The sequence below is a fragment of the Bacillus sp. Marseille-Q3570 genome, from assembly GCF_946151055.1.
In the GTDB taxonomy this organism is placed as follows: domain Bacteria; phylum Bacillota; class Bacilli; order Bacillales; family Fictibacillaceae; genus Pseudalkalibacillus.
Window position 1 is genome coordinate 31,662 of sequence record NZ_CAMGYZ010000024.1, and the last position, 18,469, is coordinate 50,130.

Sequence of the window (18,469 nt, forward strand, 5' to 3'; positions counted from 1 at the left end):
AGAAGGAATCAGACGCTTTTTATGAGTCTATTTTTTTCGTTTACGACCTGTCGATATATGACGGTATGTGCTACAATTGTATTTGTCTATTTCGTACATAGGAGGCACTTTTATGGATAAAACTCCCTTCATCGCAGTAGAAGGTCCTATCGGTGTCGGTAAAACATCTTTAGCCAAAGCGATCAGTGAGGAATTTAATTATCATCTTCTTAAAGAAATCGTTGAAGAGAATCCATTTCTCGGTAAGTTTTACGATGATATCGAAGAGTGGAGCTTTCAGACAGAAATGTTTTTTCTCTGCAACCGTTTCAAACAACTTGAAGATATTGAAGAGTTGTATTTAAAGCATGAAAAACCGGTCGTATCCGATTATCATATTTTTAAAAACCGAATCTTCGCCATGCGTACGTTGAAAGAAGTACACTTCCAGAAATACATGCAGATTTTCGAAATCATCACGAAGGATATGCCTGCTCCGAATATGGTCATTTATATAAAAGCAAGCCTGGAAACCTTGTTGAAGCGTATTTCACTTAGAGGGAGAGACATAGAGAAGAACATCAGCCCAGATTATCTGAAACAGCTATCTTCTGATTATGAAATCTTTATGTATCAGTTCCAAAAGCTTCACCCTGAAATACCTGTGGTGACAATCGACGGTGACAAAATCGATTTTGTCCAGAATCAAGACCAGCTTTCAGATATTTTGAAGGTGGTCGAAGAGACTTTTCATAAGAAGGAAGTGAAGCAATGAACGCCCTCGAGAAATATAACATCCCAAAAAACGCCGTCATCACTGTAGCCGGTACTGTCGGTGTCGGAAAATCGACGATGACGAATACGATTGCTGATAACCTGGGTTTTCAAACATCCATGGAAAAAGTTGATACGAACCCTTATTTGGACAAGTTCTATCAAGACTTCGAACGTTGGAGTTTCCATTTGCAAATCTATTTTTTGGCAGAAAGGTTCAAAGAACAAAAAAGAATGTTCGAGCAGGGCGGCGGATTTGTCCAGGACCGCTCCATCTATGAAGATACAGGGATTTTCGCTAAGATGCACCACGAAAAAGGTACGATGACAAACATCGATTATGAAACATATACCAGCCTTTTCGAAGCAATGGTGATGACGCCTTACTTCCCTCATCCTGACGTATTGATCTATATAGAAGGCAGCCTCCAGGATATCATCGATCGGATCAAGCTCCGCGGACGTCCAATGGAACAACAGACACCGATCGCCTATTGGGAAGAAATGCATGAGCGCTATGAAAATTGGATCAACAATTTTACAACATGCCCAGTGTTGAAAGTGAACATCAACGACTACGATCTTCTTAAAGATCCCTCATCTGTCGAACCGATCCTTAAACGTATTGGAGAAACAATCAACCAAAACCGAAATTTGCAGCACATATAATATAAAGGAAAAAGCTGATTCCGTTAAGGGATCAGCTTTTCTCTTTGGTTGATTGACTCAGTTGCTCTAATTGCTCAAAAAAGGATGGGTACGAAACATTGACCGCTCCACTGTTTTCGAGCACGGTTTCTCCGTTTGCAATACAAGATGCAATCGCAAGCATCATACCGATTCGGTGGTCCCCATGACTGTCTACGGTATTACCACTCAATTCTGTTTTTCCCTGGATGATCATACCATCATCGGTCGCTTCGATCTGTGCACCAAGCTTTTTCAATTCATTGACGACAGTATCGATCCGGTTCGTCTCTTTGACTTTCAGCTCAGCTGCATCCTTGATTATAGTCGTACCCTCAGCCTGTGTAGCTGCAAGGGCGATGATCGGGATTTCATCGATCAATCGAGGAATCAACTCACCACTTATTTCGATTCCATTTAACGAGGAAGACTTGATTTGAATATCCGCGGAAGGCTCGCTCGTTTGTGTATCTTGATTGGTTATGATGATATCGGCACCCATTTTTTCCAATACATCAAGGACCCCCGTCCTCGTGGGATTGATTCCTACTTTTTCAATCGTGATTTCACTATCCGGAACAATTGCTCCCGCCACGAGATAAAAAGCAGCTGAGGAAATGTCTCCGGGCACTTTAATATGTGTCGCTTCGAGAGACTGTTTACCTTTTAAAGAAACCGTCAAATCGTTGACCTCAACCTCGCAGCCGAATGCTCTAAGCATCCGTTCCGTATGATCCCTGGAATGATGAGGCTCTGTCAATGTTGTCGTCCCATCCGCTTGTAACCCAGCTAATAATACAGCAGATTTCACCTGGGCACTGCCTACAGGTGAAACATAGTCGATTGCTTTCAGATGTCCGCCCCGGATACTGATCGGCGTATAGTTCCCATCGTTTCGTCCATCGATTTTCGTTCCCATCTCTTGTAACGGGTTCGTAACCCTGCTCATCGGCCGCTTTGCAATCGAATCATCTCCGATCACACAAGAATGGAATGGTGTATTAGCTAGAACTCCTAATAACAGACGACAAGTTGTACCTGAATTTCCGACATCCAATATGTCTTCCGGTTCTTTAAGTCCTTCAATGCCCTTACCATCAACCTCAACATGCTCCTTCTCCTGGTGGATCTTTACTCCCAATTTACGGAAGCAATCGATGGTGCTCAAACAATCTTCACCAGGTAAAAATCCATCAACAACTGTCCTTCCATGGGCAATGGCGCCGAACATGACTGCACGATGTGAAATCGATTTATCTCCTGGTACTCGAATTGATCCTGTCAATCCTGCTCCATTCAGGCTACTTAACGTTTTCATCTGAATCCTCCTACATCGTCGTATACGTTTGATATTGATGGTCCTCTAAACAAGCTTTCGCCTGCTGCCGGTCTTCATCCGACCTGAAGCTGAGCCTCAACACCCCATATACATCTTCACGTGCTTCAATGATCCGGATATTGGTGATGCTGATTTTTTCTTTTGCTAATAGAGTTGTTACATCTGATATCACACCGACGTGATCGGCAACATCAATATAAAGGTCATGGAATGCAAGAATCGCACCTTTCGATCCAGTCGGCATTGCATCCCTATATTTTTTAGCACTTAAGAAATAATCATAGATTTCATCGCCGTCACCGCGAGCGACTAACCGTTTTACACTTTCCATTTCCTTTCCCCATTCGTCTAACAGGGATAAAAGGATCTGACGATTATGCCGGACGATGTCACGCCACATGGAAGGGCTGCTTGAGGCGATTCTGGTTATGTCTTTGAAACCCCCTGCTGCCAGCCTGGTCACATGTTCGTTCCGATGTGCATGACTTTTCACCTGACGTACGAGGCTTGCCGCCATCACATGCGGAAAATGGCTGATGATCCCGGTGACGAGATCATGCTCTTCCGGTTCCATCATTTGAAAATTAGCCTTGGTCCCTTTGAGCCAGTCTTTTAGTTTATTGACCTGGCCCACTGTCGTCTTTTTAAAAACCGTCAGTACATAAAACGCATTTTCAAAAAGATGGACCTTGGCACTTCCGACACCAGACTTGTGGGAACCAGCCATCGGATGCCCACCAATGAACGTAACCCCTTTATCATATAACTGCTCTGCTTTTTTGACGATATTCACTTTTGTGCTGCCTACGTCCGTTATGATGACATTCTGTTTGAATTGGTAATGTCTGAACTCATCAAGCAGCTTGATTGTTTCTTCAACTGGAGCTGCAAGGATAATCAGATCTGCTTGTTCTGCTTCCGTTTGAAGTTCTGACGTATAATCGTCAATCACCTCAAGCCTTTTCGCAAGCATACAGTTTTCTTCGTTAGGATCATATCCAATTATCTTTACCTGGTGTTCTTTTTTGATCGCCAGTGCCAGCGATCCTCCTATCAACCCGACACCGACGAGCAAAACTCGTCTTTTCACTGGCTCGTACTCCTTATGATGTTAGTTTTATACTGGATGATCTGTCAGCTAGAAATTCCTTCAACAAGGTGATCAGTTCTTCATTATCTGCTTTTTTACCGACTGTAATCCGGATTCCGTCCTTGATCGGTCGTACGATATAGCCTCGTTGAATCAGATATTGAAAGATTTGTTCTTGATTTTGTTCAGGTTCGATATAGATGAAGTTCCCCTGTGAAGGATAATAAGGAACGTTATATCCATTACAAAACGCATATAACTGCTCGAGCCCTTCACGGTTTCGTCTCACACTTTCATCAACGAAACTTCCATCTTCCAATGCCGCCTGTGCAGCCATTTGTGCAAATTTTGATGTATTGAATGGTAGTCTTCCGATATCAAGATTTTTCATAAGTTTCTCATGACCGATTGCATAACCGATACGGAAAGCGGCGAGACCATAACCTTTTGAAAAAGTCCGCAATACGAGTAAATTATCGTATTCTTTGATCAGTTTCATGGCATCGGGATAATCCTCAGCTGTCACGTATTCATAATAAGCTTCATCAAGGACGACGATCGTATCATTCGGAATCGCTTCTAAAAACGACCGGAGTTCCGTTTCATTGGCGTATGTTCCTGTCGGATTATTCGGATTGCAGATCCATACAAGACTGGTCTGTCCATCCACGGCTTGTTGCATACCCTCCAGATCATGACGACCTTCTTTCAGGGGTACGTCACGAATTTCTGCATTTTCAATTACGGCATGGTGTCTGAACTGCGGAAAAGTAAAAGAAGCCATGACTACGTTCGTTGCTGGAGATAAGAGTGACCGGCTGATCATCTGGATCATTTCATCCAAACCGCTGCTGAACAGCAGTTGATTTTCTTCGACACCCAGATGGTTTGCTACCTTTTCTCTCAACTCTTCAGCCCGGCTGTCCGGATAATGGGCATAATTGGAGATTGATTGTAAAGCTTCTGCAACTTTCTCAGAGCATCCAAACGGATTCTCATTCGAAGCAAGGTTTACGATTCGAGTGAGACCAAGCTCCTTTTTCACATTATCAATTGATTTGCCTGGATCATAAGCTTTTAGTGATAACATCTGTTTTTTCACTTTCATAAAATCTCCTCCTATGCTCATTTATTAATTCACAAGCCCATTGTTGTGGCAGCTAGACATCACTTCCATGCATTTTCGCTAAATCCGCAAACCCAACAAAACCTTTTGTTAAAATTATTCTTTTGACTCGCATTTTCCCGATAAAGTAATGTTTTTTTACAGATCCGATTCGTTTAAAACAACCTTGCCTGTTCTTGATGTCGTTTTATATTTTCTTTGATTTTCTCGATCTGGTCATTTCCGAATTGGCTAACGATCGCTTCCGCCAGTTCCCAGGCTACGACTGCTTCAGCAACGACACTAGCTGCAGGAACAGCACAACTGTCTGATCGTTCGATACTTGCTTTAAATGGCTCTTTTGATTCGATATCAATGCTTTGCAACGGCTTGTACAACGTCGGAATCGGCTTCATCACACCGCGTACAACAACAGGCATCCCGGTTGTCATACCACCTTCAAATCCACCTGCATTGTTCGTTCCTCTCGTATATCCTTCCGCTTCGTTCCATAAGATTTCATCATGAACCTGGCTTCCTGGTTTTTCAGCAGCTTCAAATCCAATACCGATCTCGACACCTTTAAAGGCATTGATGCTCATGACAGCACTTGCGAGTTTCGCATCCAGCTTACGGTCATAATGGACATAACTTCCGACGCCGATCGGCATGCCTTCAACTACCACTTCTACAATCCCGCCGATCGAATCTCCATTTTCTTTTGCTTCATCTATCGCTCGCATCATTTTCTCTCCAGCTTCTGAATCGAGGCATCGAACTGGAGAGTCTTCTGTGATCTTTTGTAAATCTTCGATGGATTCATAAGAAACTCGATCTGCTTTTACACCGCCGATTTCCATGACATGTCCCGCAACTTTTATACCTAACTCAGCAAGAATTCGCTTTGCAACAGCCCCTGCTGCTACCCTGACCGTTGTTTCTCTTGCTGACGAACGCTCCAAAACGTTCCGCATATCGCGATGTCCATATTTGATAGCACCATTCAAATCAGCATGCCCTGGCCGTGGTCTTGATATCTGGCGCTTTACATCCTCCTCATCTTCAATCGGATCTGCACCCATGATTTTTTTCCAATGTTGAAAATCACGATTTTCGACCGTGAGGGTAATCGGTGAACCTAGTGTATATCCATGACGAACACCGCTTGAGATATTTACTTGGTCTTTCTCAATCTGCATTCGTCTTCCTCTGCCATATCCTTTTTGCCTTCTCGCTAATTCATGATTGATGTTTTCTTTCAGTAATGATAAACCTGCTGGCACCCCTTCGATGATTGTTGTCAATTGAGGTCCATGAGATTCACCAGCTGTGAGGTATCTCATACCATCCACCCCTTTCTCCACTAGTCAATTTATTGGTGTAAAGTAAAGAAAACCTGGCAATGCCATGCCATCGGCGTAGGCTGAGCCATTAGTTCCTCGAAAAAGCAATTGCTTTTCCTTCGTGCGGTGTATTGCTTCCGAAGCCAGTAGCTTGTGAACTTATACTTTCTTCAAGTATAAAAAACGCCCCTGCTTTTATATCAGCAGGGACGATTGTAGTCGCGGTACCACCCTCATTACGGAATTATTCCGTCACTCATTCGGTTAACGGCCTTACCGTCTTTTTCAATCATCATTTATCAGTGATCAAAAAAGAAGCTCGAGGGTGAAATTCATGTTCATCTTTGTACTGATTTACACCAGCCATCAGCTCTCTATTACAGGGAGATCAACACTACTTGAATCCTGTCATTGCGTTTGAATATTAGTTTATATAAAGTTTTAACACGGGAAGCGGACTTTGTAAAGCATAAATTTTCTAACTATTTTTTTGGATACGCTTACATCATTGGTACCAACACTTTCGCGGTTTAAAGCGAAAAATTTTCTGTAAATTTCCTGTTGACATAACTATATTCTTTCCTTTAAAGTCGTAAACAATATTCAAAATCTGAAAATCAACCCAAAAGGAGTGGAGAAATGGTGTCGAATGAATTAGAGGTACTGCGTGCAGAAATTGAGGATGTGAACTTGAAGATCTTAGAGCTTCTCAATGAACGGGGAGAAATCGTTCAAAAGATCGGTAAAGTTAAAGAAGCTCAGGGTATTAACCGATTTGATCCAGTAAGAGAGCGCCGGCTTCTAAACCTGGTATCAGAAAACAACAATGGGCCATTTGAAACATCCACACTTCAACATATTTTCAAAACCATTTTCAAGGCGAGCTTAGAACTGCAAAAGGAAGATAACCGTAAAGCACTGCTCGTATCAAGGAAACGTAAGCCTGAAAACACCGTCATCAACGTAAAAGGTGAATTGATCGGAGACGGGAACCCACGTTTCGTAGCTGGGCCATGTGCCGTTGAAAGCTATGAACAGGTACGCCAGGTAGCAAAAGCGATGAAAGATCAAGGTCTGACATTGTTACGAGGAGGAGCCTTCAAACCACGTACATCCCCATATGATTTCCAGGGGCTTGGTTTCGAAGGTCTAAAGATACTGCGTCAGGTAGCTAATGAATTCAATCTCGCAGTCGTAAGTGAAATCATGAATCCAAATGATCTTGAACAGGCGTTGGATTATGTTGATGTCATTCAGATCGGCGCACGAAACATGCAGAATTTCGACTTATTGAAAGCTGCTGGTTCAGTCGACAAACCAGTCCTCTTGAAACGCGGCATGTCTGCAACGATTGAAGAGTTCATGTATGCGGCAGAGTACATCATCTCGAAAGGGAATGAGAATGTCATCCTTTGTGAAAGAGGCATCAGGACGTACGAACGGGCAACAAGGAATACACTTGATATCTCTGCTGTCCCGATTTTGAAAAAGGAAACACATCTACCAGTCATGGTGGACGTTACACACTCGACAGGTCGGAAAGACTTGTTACTTCCTGCAGCCCAGGCCGCTCTTGCCATCGGTACGGACGGGATCATGGCCGAAGTTCACCCGGATCCTGCAGTCGCTCTATCGGATTCTGCCCAACAGATGGACATTCCAGAGTTCATCGAGTTCATGCATAAGTTGAAGGCGAACCAGCCTGTCCACGCATAAAACTTCAAAAACAGCGCTGAATTGATTTCAGCGCTGTTTTTTTATTGTGCTAAAAAGCACCTGAGATGTTTAACTTTTCCTTTTAAACATAAAAAAATTCGTTACCCATTCAAGTAACGAATTTCAAAATTCACATACAATCTCCGTTGTAATATGCGCTGTGATTTTAAATAAATGGAGGAGGTAGAGGGATTCGAACCCCCGCGGGCTGTTACACCCCTGGCGGTTTTCAAGACCGCTCCCTTCAGCCAGACTTGGGTATACCTCCGCACTGACAAAAACCATTATATCATCGTAAAATTCGATTCGTCAACCATAAAATCGACATTTTTTTTGAATACAAGTGAAAGGAAAGAATTTCAAAAAAATAGCGGACACAGGAGACCTTATTTTGTCAAAATGCTCAGGTTAGGAAGAATTAGAGGACACCAGATTCCTTATTTAACAAAAATAAAGCTCAAGAGATGGCAGACTTTGAAGATGAGGTAAATTTCCCTTTGAACTCCCTTGGTTTCTTGTTGTACCTTTACAGCTTTAATGAGCGGGAAAGCCCACTCCTTTAGGGGTGGGATGAAAGCGAATAAATCATTCTTTTCTTCTTTCGATACGAACGCACGTTTGGTATAATGTGGATATAGGCACACAAAAAGAACCAAAACAACGGGATGTCGAAGAACAAAAAACGAGGGGGTAAACATGTCACAGACGGTCACGGTCCAAGTGAAACTGTTGCCTAATCAACATCAAAGTGATTTAATGAGTCGCTCGAGCGCCACGTATATTGCCACGATCAATGCGCTTGTAGCGGAAATGGTACAGGCGAAAGAACCGACCCGGAAAACCTCCAAGTATGTAAATGCTCCTCACCCCAGTGCTGTCAAAAATCAGGCGATCCGGGATGCAAAAAGTGTCTTTCGGAAAGCAAAGAAATCCCAATATCGAATCATCCCCATCTTAAAGAAACCCTGCATCCTTTGGAACAATCAGAACTATACGTTTGATGAGGGATCCGTTTCAGTACCATTGATGGTAGACGGGAAATCCAAGCGTATCCGCATTAACGCTACCTTCACGCAAGACATCCTCACGAAACTTGCTTCCCCCAAACGTGGAACCCTCCGCATCACGAAAAAAGCTCACAAATGGATCGCTCAGTTTTCGATAGTGATCCCGACCCAACAAAACACGGGCACCAACATCATGGGTGTCGATCTCGGTCTGAAAGTCCCGGCTGTTGCGGTCACCGAAGACGAGAAGACCCGGTTTTTTGGCAGCGGAAGGCGAAACAAGTACGTTCGCAGAAAGTTCAAATCCAAACGACAAAAGCTCGGACGAAAGAAAAAGCTCACTGCCATCAAAAAGCTCCATAATAAAGAGCAACGCTGGATGAAGGACCAGGACCATAAGGTGAGTCGGCAAATTGTCGATTTCGCAGTCAAACATAATGTGTCAATTATACGATTAGAAAAGTTGGCAAATATTCGCCAGACGGCAAAAACAAGCCGTAAAAATGCAAAGAACCTTCACACCTGGTCCTTTTATCGTTTAGCGTCCTTCATCGAATACAAAGCAACGCTCGCAGGAATCAAAGTCGAGTATGTCGATCCCAAATACACGAGTCAAACCTGTCCATCATGCGGAAATCGAAACAAAAGTAAAGACCGTTCATACAAATGCCGGTGCGGCTACCACACCCACCGGGATCGGGTGGGGGCGATGAATATTCGTCATGCACCTGTGATCGATGGTCAAAGTCGATCAGCCTAAGAGGCTATAAGCCCTGTCTTAGGAGGGGTGATGGCACACCCTGATCTCGAAGGTTGTCCAAAACAGAAATGGCCTGAGGACGGAAAATCATTCGAGAATCCCACTGGACCGGAGGTTCAGCTTGCGGCTTTAGCCGTGGGAGTGTCAATTAGAAATGACTGTTTTATTTCCCATATAAGGACGCAGGACTTCTGGAATTTCGACCGATCCATCTTCTTGCTGATAGTTCTCTAAAATTGCAGCAACAGTACGTCCGATTGCTAGACCAGAACCATTCAATGTATGCACATATTCTGGTTTCGCCTTCGGTTCACGCCGGAAACGGATGTTTGCACGACGTGCTTGGAAATCTTCGAAATTACTGCAAGAAGAGATTTCACGATATGTTTCATAGCTTGGTATCCAAACTTCGATGTCGTACTTTTTTGCTGCCGTAAAGCCTAAATCTCCAGTGCACATGCTCATCACACGATAAGGAAGCTTTAAGAGCTGTAACACTTTTTCAGCGTGTCCTGTCAGCGTTTCAAGTTGCTCATAAGAATTTTCAGGCTTTACAAAGTGTACAAGTTCCACCTTATTGAATTGGTGATGACGGATCAAACCTCGCGTATCACGTCCTGCAGACCCCGCCTCTGAACGGAAGCACGCACTGAAAGCTACATACGCTTTTGGAAGGTCTTCTAAAGTCAAAATCTCATCTCGGTGTAAATTCGTCACAGGGACTTCCGCTGTCGGAATCAAGAAGTAATCCTCCTCACGGATTTTGAACGCATCTTCTTCAAATTTCGGTAGTTGACCCGTACCAGTCATACTATCGCGGTTGACGAGATATGGCGGTAACACTTCAGTGTACCCGTGCTGATCTTCATGCAAGTCCATCATGAAATTGATCAACGCACGCTCAAGGCGAGCACCAAGGCCTTTATAAAAAGCGAAACGGCTGCCTGTCACTTTCGCTGCTCTTTCAAAGTCCACAATGTCTAAATCAACGGCAACATCCCAGTGAGGTTTTGGTTCAAAATCAAACTTCCTGATCTCCCCCCAATCACGGTCAACGACATTATCCTCTTCATCACTCCCAATAGGAGCAGATTCATGAGGGATGTTCGGGAGAGTTAGCATGATGCTTTGAAGTTTTTCTTCAACTTGACGGAGCTCGTCATCGAATGCCTTGATCTTTTCTCCAACTTCACGCATTTCTTTAATCAGTTGATCAGCATCCTTTTTTTCACGTTTAAATTCAGCGACCATTTTAGATACATTGTTACGTTCACTTTTGAGCTGTTCTGTTTTGTTGATCAACTCTCGCCGCTTTTCATCAAGCTCCTGAAACTGATCAAGTCCAGAAATATCTTCGCCACGTGTAGAAAGCTTTTCTTTCACCTCATCAAAATTTTCACGAACAAATTTCAAATCCAACATCATGTATTCCTCCTTTTATTTATTAAAATGTAATTCAACTATCATCAAGACGAATCAGAAACAAGAAGTACAAGGCACGCAGGTTTTTAGGACCGGAGGAGTAGGTTGTAAATACGACCTCCAAAAGCAAGTAACAAAGAAATTCGCAGCTTATCTCCGCTTAACTAGACGGGTTAGAAACGAGTAGTTCGAGGCACGAGGATTTTTTTAGTACCGGAGTGTATATCTAATACATGAGGATCTAAAAAAATCATGTAACGACGAAATGCGAAGATTATCACCCGTCTAGAAATAGAAAAACTCCCGTCCCTTATCAAAAGAAGGGACGAGAGTTAACCCGCGTTGCCACCCTGGTTGTACCACCAAAAAGATAGTACCACTCAAGTAATGTAACGGTTACGAACCGAAAATACATACTGAGGTTTCTCACCCGTTCCGCATTTTACTCAAGGATGGATTCACACGTTTCTTTGACCGATTTGCACCAACCATCGGCTCTCTTTACAAAGAATCCATGTTACTAATTCCTGTCACCATTCGATCTGAAAATGTGTTAGTAGTAATTTACACTATTTCAAAATGTTATGCAACTGTTTTCTTCAACTCTTCTATCATTTCGACAAAATAGCCGTGCATTCTATGATCATCTGTCAATTCAGGATGGAAAGCACATGATAGAAAACGTCCCTGGCGAGCAGCAACAATTTTATCCTGGAAAGTTGCCAATACTTCAACATCCGGTCCAACAGATTCGATATACGGTGCGCGGATGAAGACGCCGATATAGTCTTCATCTCCTTTAAGCCCTTTGATTGTCAATGGTACTTCAAAACTTTCACGTTGACGGCCGAATCCGTTACGGTGAACACGCATGTCCATCACTTCAAGATGACCATGCTCTTGACCGATGATATCCTTTGCCATCAAAATCAATCCAGCACAAGTCCCGAAAACCGGTTTGCCAGATTTAGCGAAATCCTGTAAAGGCTTGAACATTTCATATTTATCGATCAATCGACGCATCGTCGTACTTTCTCCACCAGGTACGACAAGCCCGTCGATCTCATTAAGATCCTCTACACGTTTGATAATTTTAACGTTTGCCCCACTCTCTTCAAGTGATCGAGCATGTTCACGGACTGCTCCTTGAAGGGCAAGAATACCAACTGTGACCATTCTATGCTGTCTCCTTTACGCTTCTTACCATCCACGGTCTTGCATACGCTCTGATGGTTGAAGAGAAGAAATCTCGACACCTTTCATAGCCGTTCCAAGACCTTTAGACAATTTAGCGATTAAATCATAATCTTGATAATGAGTTGTCGCTTCAACAATCGCACGAGCGAACTTCTCAGGATTATCAGACTTGAATATTCCAGAGCCTACGAATACGCCATCTGCGCCTAGTTCCATCATCAATGCTGCGTCTGCTGGAGATGCGACACCGCCTGCAGCGAAGTTGACGACTGGAAGTCTTCCCTCTTTTTTGATCTGAAGGAGGATTTCGTATGGAGCTCCAAGATTTTTCGCTTCTGTCATAAGCTCGTCCTCACTCATACCGACCACTTTCTTGACTTGTGATTGGATCAGACGCATATGACGAACAGCTTCGACAATATTCCCTGTTCCTGGCTCACCTTTCGTACGAAGCATAGAAGCACCTTCACCGATACGACGGGTTGCTTCCCCAAGGTCACGTGCACCACATACGAATGGTACAGTGAAGTCGCGCTTGTTCAAGTGGAAAACTTCATCAGCAGGAGTCAAAACTTCACTCTCATCAATATAGTCTGCACCAAGTGCCTCGAGTACACGCGCTTCGACAATATGTCCGATACGTGCTTTCGCCATCACCGGGATCGAAACCGCATTGATGACTTCTTCAACGATTGTTGGATCTGCCATACGCGCTACTCCACCAGCTGCACGAATATCTGCAGGAACACGTTCAAGCGCCATTACGGCTACCGCACCTGCTTCTTCAGCGATTTTCGCTTGCTCTGCATTGACAACGTCCATGATGACGCCGCCTTTTTGCATTTCTGCCATTCCACGTTTTACACGATCAGTACCTGTTTGTACCATGTATAATTCCCCCTATCAGTAGGTGTAATTTAGGTGTATTTCATTGATTCTTAAATCCTACACTATTGTATCACTTTTCAACACTCATGCCTATAAAGACGCTACGTTTGTACTTACTTAATCTATTGGTAATGTTTGTTTATCATTGGCGCTTATTCATATTTGTTGATTTTTTTTTAGAATTTCCCTCTTTAAGAAAATCTTATGAACAAGTAAAGGTTATAGAAAAGGAACTGACCCGATAGAGTCAGCCCCTTCTTATGCATTTTGGTTAAAACAATCCTTTGATCCCATTGACGACATTTGACCAGATATCACCGAAGAAACCACCGATGCCGCGCATCATCAGAACAAACCAGTTTGCTTTTTCAACATCTGCCTGGGCAACAATCGGAACACTTGCTTTTTTCTTGGCAGCTTCACTTATGTAGCCATAGTCATCTTTCCCAGAATAAGCGAGTGACAACGTCCCGACTTGATCCCCTTTTTTGATAGGTGCAGTCAATTGTCCTTTATCATTCAATGCTTTTTTATCCCATGTCGCCTTTGGTTTATATTTCTCTTCGTCACCATTGGCAATCACTGCTGAGAGCGCGTCAGTCGCCTTGACTTCCACTTCTTTTTCTTTCCCTTTTGTGACAGGTAAAGTCGCTTTATCTTTCACTTCATAATTTGCTTTTACGAGTTCTTGTTTTTGAAAATTGTTGAACCCATAATCCAAAAGCTTCTTGGTCTCTTCAAAACGTGAATTATATGAATCAGCTTTCATGACAACTGAAATCAGACGCATCCCGTTTCTTTGTGCAGTTCCAGTAAAAGAGTAACCTGCAAGTTCAGTGGAACCAGTCTTCAATCCATCAATTCCTTGGTATGCAAGTCCGTATCCCTGAGGATTACCTGGAATCATCCAGTTCCAGTTGATCATACGGTTCGCATCGTCTGTACCTTCTCTGAAGGTTTTTTCAGGTATTTTCGCCGTATCAAGGACTTCAGGATAATCGTTCAAAAGATGATAAGCCAATTTCGCTGTATCACGAGCTGACATCATATTCATAGAATCAGCCTCGCCTTTTGGGTGTTCACCCTTCAGGTCACTGTTATTCAGTCCGGTGCTATTGTAGAATTCATATTTTTCCAAACCTAGTTCTTTCGCTTTTTCATTCATCATATCGACGAAGTTCGCTTCAGAACCTGCAACCGTCTCTGCGATCGCCATTGTAGCACCATTTGCAGAATAAATAGCAGCAGCTTCGAATAGTTCTTTAATTGTGTAATCCGGATCTGCATCTTTACGGAGCCAGACATTAGACAAACTTGAATCTTGAGAAACTTTATGTGCACGATCACTTATTTTAACGGGCGTATCCCAACTGATTTCTCCATTTTCAATTGCTTCTAAAACTAAGTATTCCGTCATCATTTTCGTCATGCTTGCTGGTGGCAACATTAAATCTGCATTTTTTTCAAACAAGATCTTTCCTGTTTCTGCATCAAGCAGAATGGCAGATTCAGCCTCCATTTGCAAGTCAGGAGCAGCATAACCTGTATTTGCATTTGATGTAACGACTCCAGTGACTACAAGTAACATAGCTAACGTTATGATGACTGTTCGTTTCATTCGGTTTACCAACCTTTTTGCACCTCCAACCCTAAATACAACAAAGGTTATTGTACCATAAGAAAATCTAAAAAAATAGACAGTGGAAGACCCACTGTCTGAAAAAAATCGAAAATAGTAAAATCATCGTATCTTTTATAACAATTGTGTGACTAACGTCATGACAGTTCGTTAGACAGAATAGTTTGGTGCTTCTTTCGTAATCTGCACATCGTGTGGATGACTTTCTCGAAGCCCTGCATTTGTAATGCGAGTAAACATTGCATTTTCTCGAAGGTCATCAATTGAAGGTGTGCCGCAATATCCCATACCTGAACGTAGTCCGCCGACAAGTTGATGGATCGAATCCGCCAGCGGTCCTTTATAAGGCACCCGTCCTTCAATTCCTTCTGGTACAAGCTTTTGGTTATTTTCTTGGAAATAACGGTCGCGGCTTCCTCGCTCCATTGCACCAATCGATCCCATCCCCCGGTAAACCTTGAACTGGCGTCCTTGATAAATTTCCCGTTCACCTGGACTCTCATCGACCCCTGCAAGCAAGCTTCCCAGCATGACTGCATGTCCGCCCGCCGCAAGTGCTTTGACAAGGTCACCTGAGAATTTGATTCCGCCATCGGCAATGATCGGGATTCCATGTTTCCTTGCTTCTGTCGCACATTCGTAAACGGCTGTGACCTGAGGGACACCGACTCCTGCAACGACTCGGGTCGTACAGATAGATCCTGGCCCAATTCCGACCTTAACGACGTCGACTCCAGCTTCGATCAAGTCACGAGTACCTTCAGCGGTCGCCACGTTCCCTGCAATGATGGTAACCTCAGGATAAGCATCTTTAATTTCCTTCACTTTTTGCAATACACCTTCGGAATGACCATGTGCAGTGTCGATGACAAGTGCATCGACTCCAGCTTCTACAAGCTTTTTTACACGCGTCATCGCATCTGCTGTCACACCGACTGCAGCACCGGCTAAAAGCCTTCCATGCTGATCTTTTGCGGAATTCGGAAATTCAATCACTTTTTCAATATCCTTGATGGTGATGAGCCCCTTCAAAAGACCGTTTTCATCAACGAGTGGGAGCTTTTCGATACGGTGCTCTTGAAGGATTTCCTCTGCTTCCTTCAATGTCGTTCCTACAGGAGCTGTGACGAGGTTCTCATGGGTCATCACATCACTGATTTTAATCGAATAGTCCTGGATGAAACGCATGTCACGGTTCGTAATGATCCCGACAAGCTTACGATTTTCATCTACGATTGGAACCCCAGAAATACGGTATTTCCCCATCAGGTGCTCTGCATCAAACACTTGGCGATCTGGAGTGAGATAAAATGGATTGGTGATGACACCAGATTCTGAACGTTTGACACGATCCACATGCTCCGCCTGTTCTTCAATCGACATGTTTTTATGGATGATTCCAAGTCCACCTTGACGTGCCATCGCAATCGCCATTTTTGATTCCGTCACTGTATCCATCCCTGCACTGATGATCGGTACATTCAATTTGACGTTTTCAGAAAGCTGCGTTTTTACTGAAACATCTCTAGGAAGTACAGATGATTTAGCAGGAACAAGCAAAACATCATCAAACGTTAGTCCTTCACGTGCAAATTTTTCTTCCCACATAAGTCCCACTCTCCTTTTATCGTTTAAAATATTATTTGTAGATTAACAATGGGGTAAACTACTGTCAAGAATGCAGTAATAAGTTCGACTTTTCTTAAAATTTGCGCTATATGGATGTGAACTCATGGAGATGTCAATAAATGAATGGAAAAGCTACGATCAGTTTCTAAGTGCCTCATCCACACAGCGATATCTGAAAGGATGTTATCAACGTTCTTCTTCAAACTTGGCGAGTGATGAATTGAGTTACCGTAACTGTTATAGCTTTATTTATTACCTAACACATGGGAAGCGATATTTCGATTTATGTAAAAGTTCACCGTTGGAACTTCAGCCGGTCCTTTTATATTATGGGATGGTCCAATTGATCAAATGCTGTCTGTTGACAGTCGATCCTTACTATCCCGAATCCACGGCATTATTGGCACATGGTGTCACGACTCGAAAAAGGAAAAAACAAAATTATTTGTTTTTACAGGATGAGATCAAAGTACAAAGGAATGGATTGTTTCCTCATTTTTCAAAACAACTATTCCATTTGGAGACTGTTGAAGGGGACAAGTTTCAGATGCAGGAACTTCTTTGCCACGTTCCTGATATAGATGACTTGTTTCGACAAATCAATGGATTCTCTGAGTTACTGCAGGTTTCTATTACTTCTTGTGGATTAATGTCGATTCCCGACAAAATATTGGATCCATTACATATGACAGATACACGGTTCATCCAGTTCCTTAAACAGCAATTTGCAACAGAAACCGAGGTGAATTATACTGGGTCGATGTTTGTCATTAAAATTGGAGAAAAAGGTATTGAGAATCCTTTGATCAAAAAGAGTGTAGATGGCAATTACTTCATTCCAACTAAAAGGGAAGGTTTTAAACCTCTACATGAGGTCATGGTCCATTACTTATTGCTTTATAACTTGAGCATGATCTGCCGGTACGAAACAGAATGGTGGGGTGACTTGTTCCACACCTACTCCAGTAATGACTTTCCTTTCATATCAAGGTTTCTCTCAAACTCACGTATAAAAGTACCAAAGCTGTTGATGGAGTATCTGGATAAGAAAAGGGTGGGAGATTAAGGGCACTAATAGGGAAAAAGATTTTCGAGTGAAAATCTTCCTTTTAATGGAATTATTGCTTTGCTAGTTTATCTTTTAAGGATGAATATTATCGTTTATAAAACGTATATTTTTAAATTTTAACTTTTTGAAGGTACGAATAACGGTATGATCTCCCATTTTTTGTATATCCGGCACACTTGTATTACTCTAAGGTACCTCAATCCCCTTTCTGAGTACATCAAATCCGGTTTTCTCCCTTTTCATGTATTCAGAACGGCTTCCTGAGTACATCAAATCCAGTTTTTCTCCTTTTCATGTATTCAGAACGGCTCTCTGAGTACATCAAATCCGGTTTTTCTCCTTTTCATGTATTCGGAACGGCTCTCTGAGTACATCAAATCCGGTTTTTCTCCTTTTCATGTATTCGGAACGGCTCTCTGAGTACATCAAATCCGGTTTTTCTTTTTCTCCGAACGGCTCTCTGAGTACAACGTACTGGCTTTTGACTTTCATGTACTTAGAGAAAACTCCCTGAGTTCTGCATTTCTTCCTGAAACACAAAAAAGAACAGCTTTGCAGCTGCTCTCTTGATTGCCCGGCGACGTCCTACTCTCACAGGGGGAAGCCCCCAATTACCATTGGCGCTGAAGAGCTTAACTTCCGTGTTCGGCATGGGAACGGGTGTGACCTCTTCGCCGTCGTCACCAGACTGTATGAAGTTGAAGGAAACCATTCCTTCAAAACTAGATAATGTCTTTCTTGAAAACATCTTCGATGTAAAATGTGGTTAAGTCCTCGATCGATTAGTATCTGTCAGCTCCACGTGTCGCCACGCTTCCACACCAG

Annotated in this window: 15 protein-coding genes, 1 tRNA gene, 1 rRNA gene and 2 other annotated features; of the genes, 5 read left to right on the top strand and 12 right to left on the bottom strand. The window is 42.9% G+C overall.

Features of this window, described 5'->3' with window-relative positions; all coding sequences use genetic code 11:
- Positions 1-112: 112 nt before the first annotated feature.
- Positions 113-754 (top strand): deoxynucleoside kinase, encoded by a 642-nt coding sequence (locus tag N8M93_RS22060; protein ID WP_221569296.1) that lies wholly within the window; start codon positions 113-115, stop codon positions 752-754.
- Positions 751-1,422, top strand: coding sequence for a deoxynucleoside kinase (locus N8M93_RS22065; RefSeq protein WP_261134791.1), 672 nt, complete (start codon positions 751-753; stop codon positions 1,420-1,422). The genes N8M93_RS22060 and N8M93_RS22065 overlap by 4 nt, the downstream gene beginning before the upstream one ends.
- A 31-nt stretch (positions 1,423-1,453) precedes the next feature.
- On the opposite strand, the gene aroA is transcribed toward N8M93_RS22065, so the two are convergent.
- The 4 genes from aroA to aroC form a co-directional block, all read right to left on the bottom strand.
- Complete coding sequence (gene aroA / locus N8M93_RS22070) at positions 1,454-2,758, bottom strand: 3-phosphoshikimate 1-carboxyvinyltransferase (protein ID WP_396125760.1); 1,305 nt, start codon at positions 2,756-2,758, stop codon at positions 1,454-1,456.
- A 10-nt stretch (positions 2,759-2,768) separates the two neighbouring features.
- A complete protein-coding gene (locus N8M93_RS22075) occupies positions 2,769-3,869 on the bottom strand; it encodes a prephenate dehydrogenase (RefSeq protein ID WP_261134792.1) in 1,101 nt (366 codons plus the stop codon).
- A gap of 13 nt (positions 3,870-3,882) precedes the next feature.
- Complete coding sequence (gene hisC, locus N8M93_RS22080; RefSeq protein WP_261134793.1) at positions 3,883-4,977, bottom strand: histidinol-phosphate transaminase; 1,095 nt, start codon at positions 4,975-4,977, stop codon at positions 3,883-3,885.
- A gap of 173 nt (positions 4,978-5,150) precedes the next feature.
- Positions 5,151-6,317 (bottom strand): chorismate synthase, encoded by a 1,167-nt coding sequence (aroC, locus tag N8M93_RS22085; RefSeq protein ID WP_261134794.1) that lies wholly within the window; start codon positions 6,315-6,317, stop codon positions 5,151-5,153.
- A gap of 202 nt (positions 6,318-6,519) precedes the next feature.
- Positions 6,520-6,738 (bottom strand) — a binding site (T-box leader).
- Between the two features lie 218 nt (positions 6,739-6,956).
- Here aroC and N8M93_RS22090 point away from each other — a divergent pair.
- Entirely contained in the window at positions 6,957-8,033 is a 1,077-nt protein-coding gene (locus N8M93_RS22090) for a bifunctional 3-deoxy-7-phosphoheptulonate synthase/chorismate mutase (RefSeq protein WP_261134795.1), read from the top strand.
- Positions 8,034-8,208: 175 nt separating this feature from the next.
- Here the strand turns inward: N8M93_RS22090 and N8M93_RS22095 are convergent.
- Positions 8,209-8,301, bottom strand: a tRNA-Ser gene (locus tag N8M93_RS22095).
- A gap of 428 nt (positions 8,302-8,729) precedes the next feature.
- On the opposite strand from N8M93_RS22095, the gene N8M93_RS22100 reads away from it, so the two are divergent.
- A complete protein-coding gene (locus N8M93_RS22100; RefSeq protein ID WP_261134796.1) occupies positions 8,730-9,800 on the top strand; it encodes a transposase in 1,071 nt (356 codons plus the stop codon).
- 144 nt (positions 9,801-9,944) lie between these two features.
- Here N8M93_RS22100 and serS read toward each other — a convergent pair whose 3' ends face one another.
- The 5 genes from serS to guaB form a co-directional block, all read right to left on the bottom strand.
- Positions 9,945-11,222 carry a serine--tRNA ligase gene (gene serS, locus N8M93_RS22105; RefSeq protein ID WP_261134797.1) on the bottom strand — a complete coding sequence of 426 codons (1,278 nt, stop codon included), beginning with the start codon at positions 11,220-11,222 and terminating at the stop codon, positions 9,945-9,947.
- Between the two features lie 318 nt (positions 11,223-11,540).
- Positions 11,541-11,765, bottom strand: a binding site (T-box leader).
- A 39-nt stretch (positions 11,766-11,804) separates the two neighbouring features.
- Positions 11,805-12,398: a pyridoxal 5'-phosphate synthase glutaminase subunit PdxT gene (gene pdxT, locus N8M93_RS22110; RefSeq protein WP_261134798.1), complete on the bottom strand. Its 594-nt coding sequence runs from the start codon at positions 12,396-12,398 to the stop codon at positions 11,805-11,807.
- 24 nt (positions 12,399-12,422) lie between these two features.
- Positions 12,423-13,307 (bottom strand): pyridoxal 5'-phosphate synthase lyase subunit PdxS, encoded by an 885-nt coding sequence (pdxS, locus tag N8M93_RS22115; protein WP_261134799.1) that lies wholly within the window; start codon positions 13,305-13,307, stop codon positions 12,423-12,425.
- A gap of 271 nt (positions 13,308-13,578) precedes the next feature.
- Positions 13,579-14,925, bottom strand: coding sequence for a D-alanyl-D-alanine carboxypeptidase family protein (locus N8M93_RS22120; RefSeq protein ID WP_261134800.1), 1,347 nt, complete (start codon positions 14,923-14,925; stop codon positions 13,579-13,581).
- A gap of 171 nt (positions 14,926-15,096) precedes the next feature.
- Entirely contained in the window at positions 15,097-16,554 is a 1,458-nt protein-coding gene (gene guaB / locus N8M93_RS22125; protein WP_261134801.1) for an IMP dehydrogenase, read from the bottom strand.
- A 124-nt stretch (positions 16,555-16,678) separates the two neighbouring features.
- Between guaB and N8M93_RS22130 the strand changes: the two genes are divergently transcribed.
- Positions 16,679-17,641, top strand: a complete 963-nt coding sequence (locus tag N8M93_RS22130; protein ID WP_261134802.1) for a YaaC family protein — start codon at positions 16,679-16,681, stop codon at positions 17,639-17,641.
- A gap of 324 nt (positions 17,642-17,965) precedes the next feature.
- On the opposite strand, the gene N8M93_RS22135 is transcribed toward N8M93_RS22130, so the two are convergent.
- Together N8M93_RS22135 and rrf are read right to left on the bottom strand one after the other, a co-directional pair.
- Positions 17,966-18,136 carry a hypothetical protein gene (locus N8M93_RS22135; protein WP_261134803.1) on the bottom strand — a complete coding sequence of 57 codons (171 nt, stop codon included), beginning with the start codon at positions 18,134-18,136 and terminating at the stop codon, positions 17,966-17,968.
- 80 nt (positions 18,137-18,216) lie between these two features.
- Positions 18,217-18,332: ribosomal RNA gene (gene rrf / locus N8M93_RS22140) — 5S ribosomal RNA — on the bottom strand.
- Positions 18,333-18,469: the final 137 nt, after the last annotated feature.

Bases quoted from the DNA above. Each gene is read 5' to 3' on its own strand.
- aroA (WP_396125760.1), bottom strand. From the start codon at position 2,758: ATGAAAACGTTAAGTAGCCTGAATGGAGCAGGATTGACAGGATCAATT.
- N8M93_RS22065 (WP_261134791.1), top strand. From the start codon at position 751: ATGAACGCCCTCGAGAAATATAACATCCCAAAAAACGCCGTCATCACT.
- N8M93_RS22120 (WP_261134800.1), bottom strand. From the start codon at position 14,925: ATGAAACGAACAGTCATCATAACGTTAGCTATGTTACTTGTAGTCACT.
- serS (WP_261134797.1), bottom strand. From the start codon at position 11,222: ATGTTGGATTTGAAATTTGTTCGTGAAAATTTTGATGAGGTGAAAGAA.
- N8M93_RS22090 (WP_261134795.1), top strand. From the start codon at position 6,957: ATGGTGTCGAATGAATTAGAGGTACTGCGTGCAGAAATTGAGGATGTG.
- pdxS (WP_261134799.1), bottom strand. From the start codon at position 13,307: ATGGTACAAACAGGTACTGATCGTGTAAAACGTGGAATGGCAGAAATG.
- aroC (WP_261134794.1), bottom strand. From the start codon at position 6,317: ATGAGATACCTCACAGCTGGTGAATCTCATGGACCTCAATTGACAACA.
- hisC (WP_261134793.1), bottom strand. From the start codon at position 4,977: ATGAAAGTGAAAAAACAGATGTTATCACTAAAAGCTTATGATCCAGGC.
- N8M93_RS22130 (WP_261134802.1), top strand. From the start codon at position 16,679: ATGGAGATGTCAATAAATGAATGGAAAAGCTACGATCAGTTTCTAAGT.
- guaB (WP_261134801.1), bottom strand. From the start codon at position 16,554: ATGTGGGAAGAAAAATTTGCACGTGAAGGACTAACGTTTGATGATGTT.
- N8M93_RS22100 (WP_261134796.1), top strand. From the start codon at position 8,730: ATGTCACAGACGGTCACGGTCCAAGTGAAACTGTTGCCTAATCAACAT.
- pdxT (WP_261134798.1), bottom strand. From the start codon at position 12,398: ATGGTCACAGTTGGTATTCTTGCCCTTCAAGGAGCAGTCCGTGAACAT.
- N8M93_RS22135 (WP_261134803.1), bottom strand. From the start codon at position 18,136: ATGAAAGTCAAAAGCCAGTACGTTGTACTCAGAGAGCCGTTCGGAGAA.
- N8M93_RS22060 (WP_221569296.1), top strand. From the start codon at position 113: ATGGATAAAACTCCCTTCATCGCAGTAGAAGGTCCTATCGGTGTCGGT.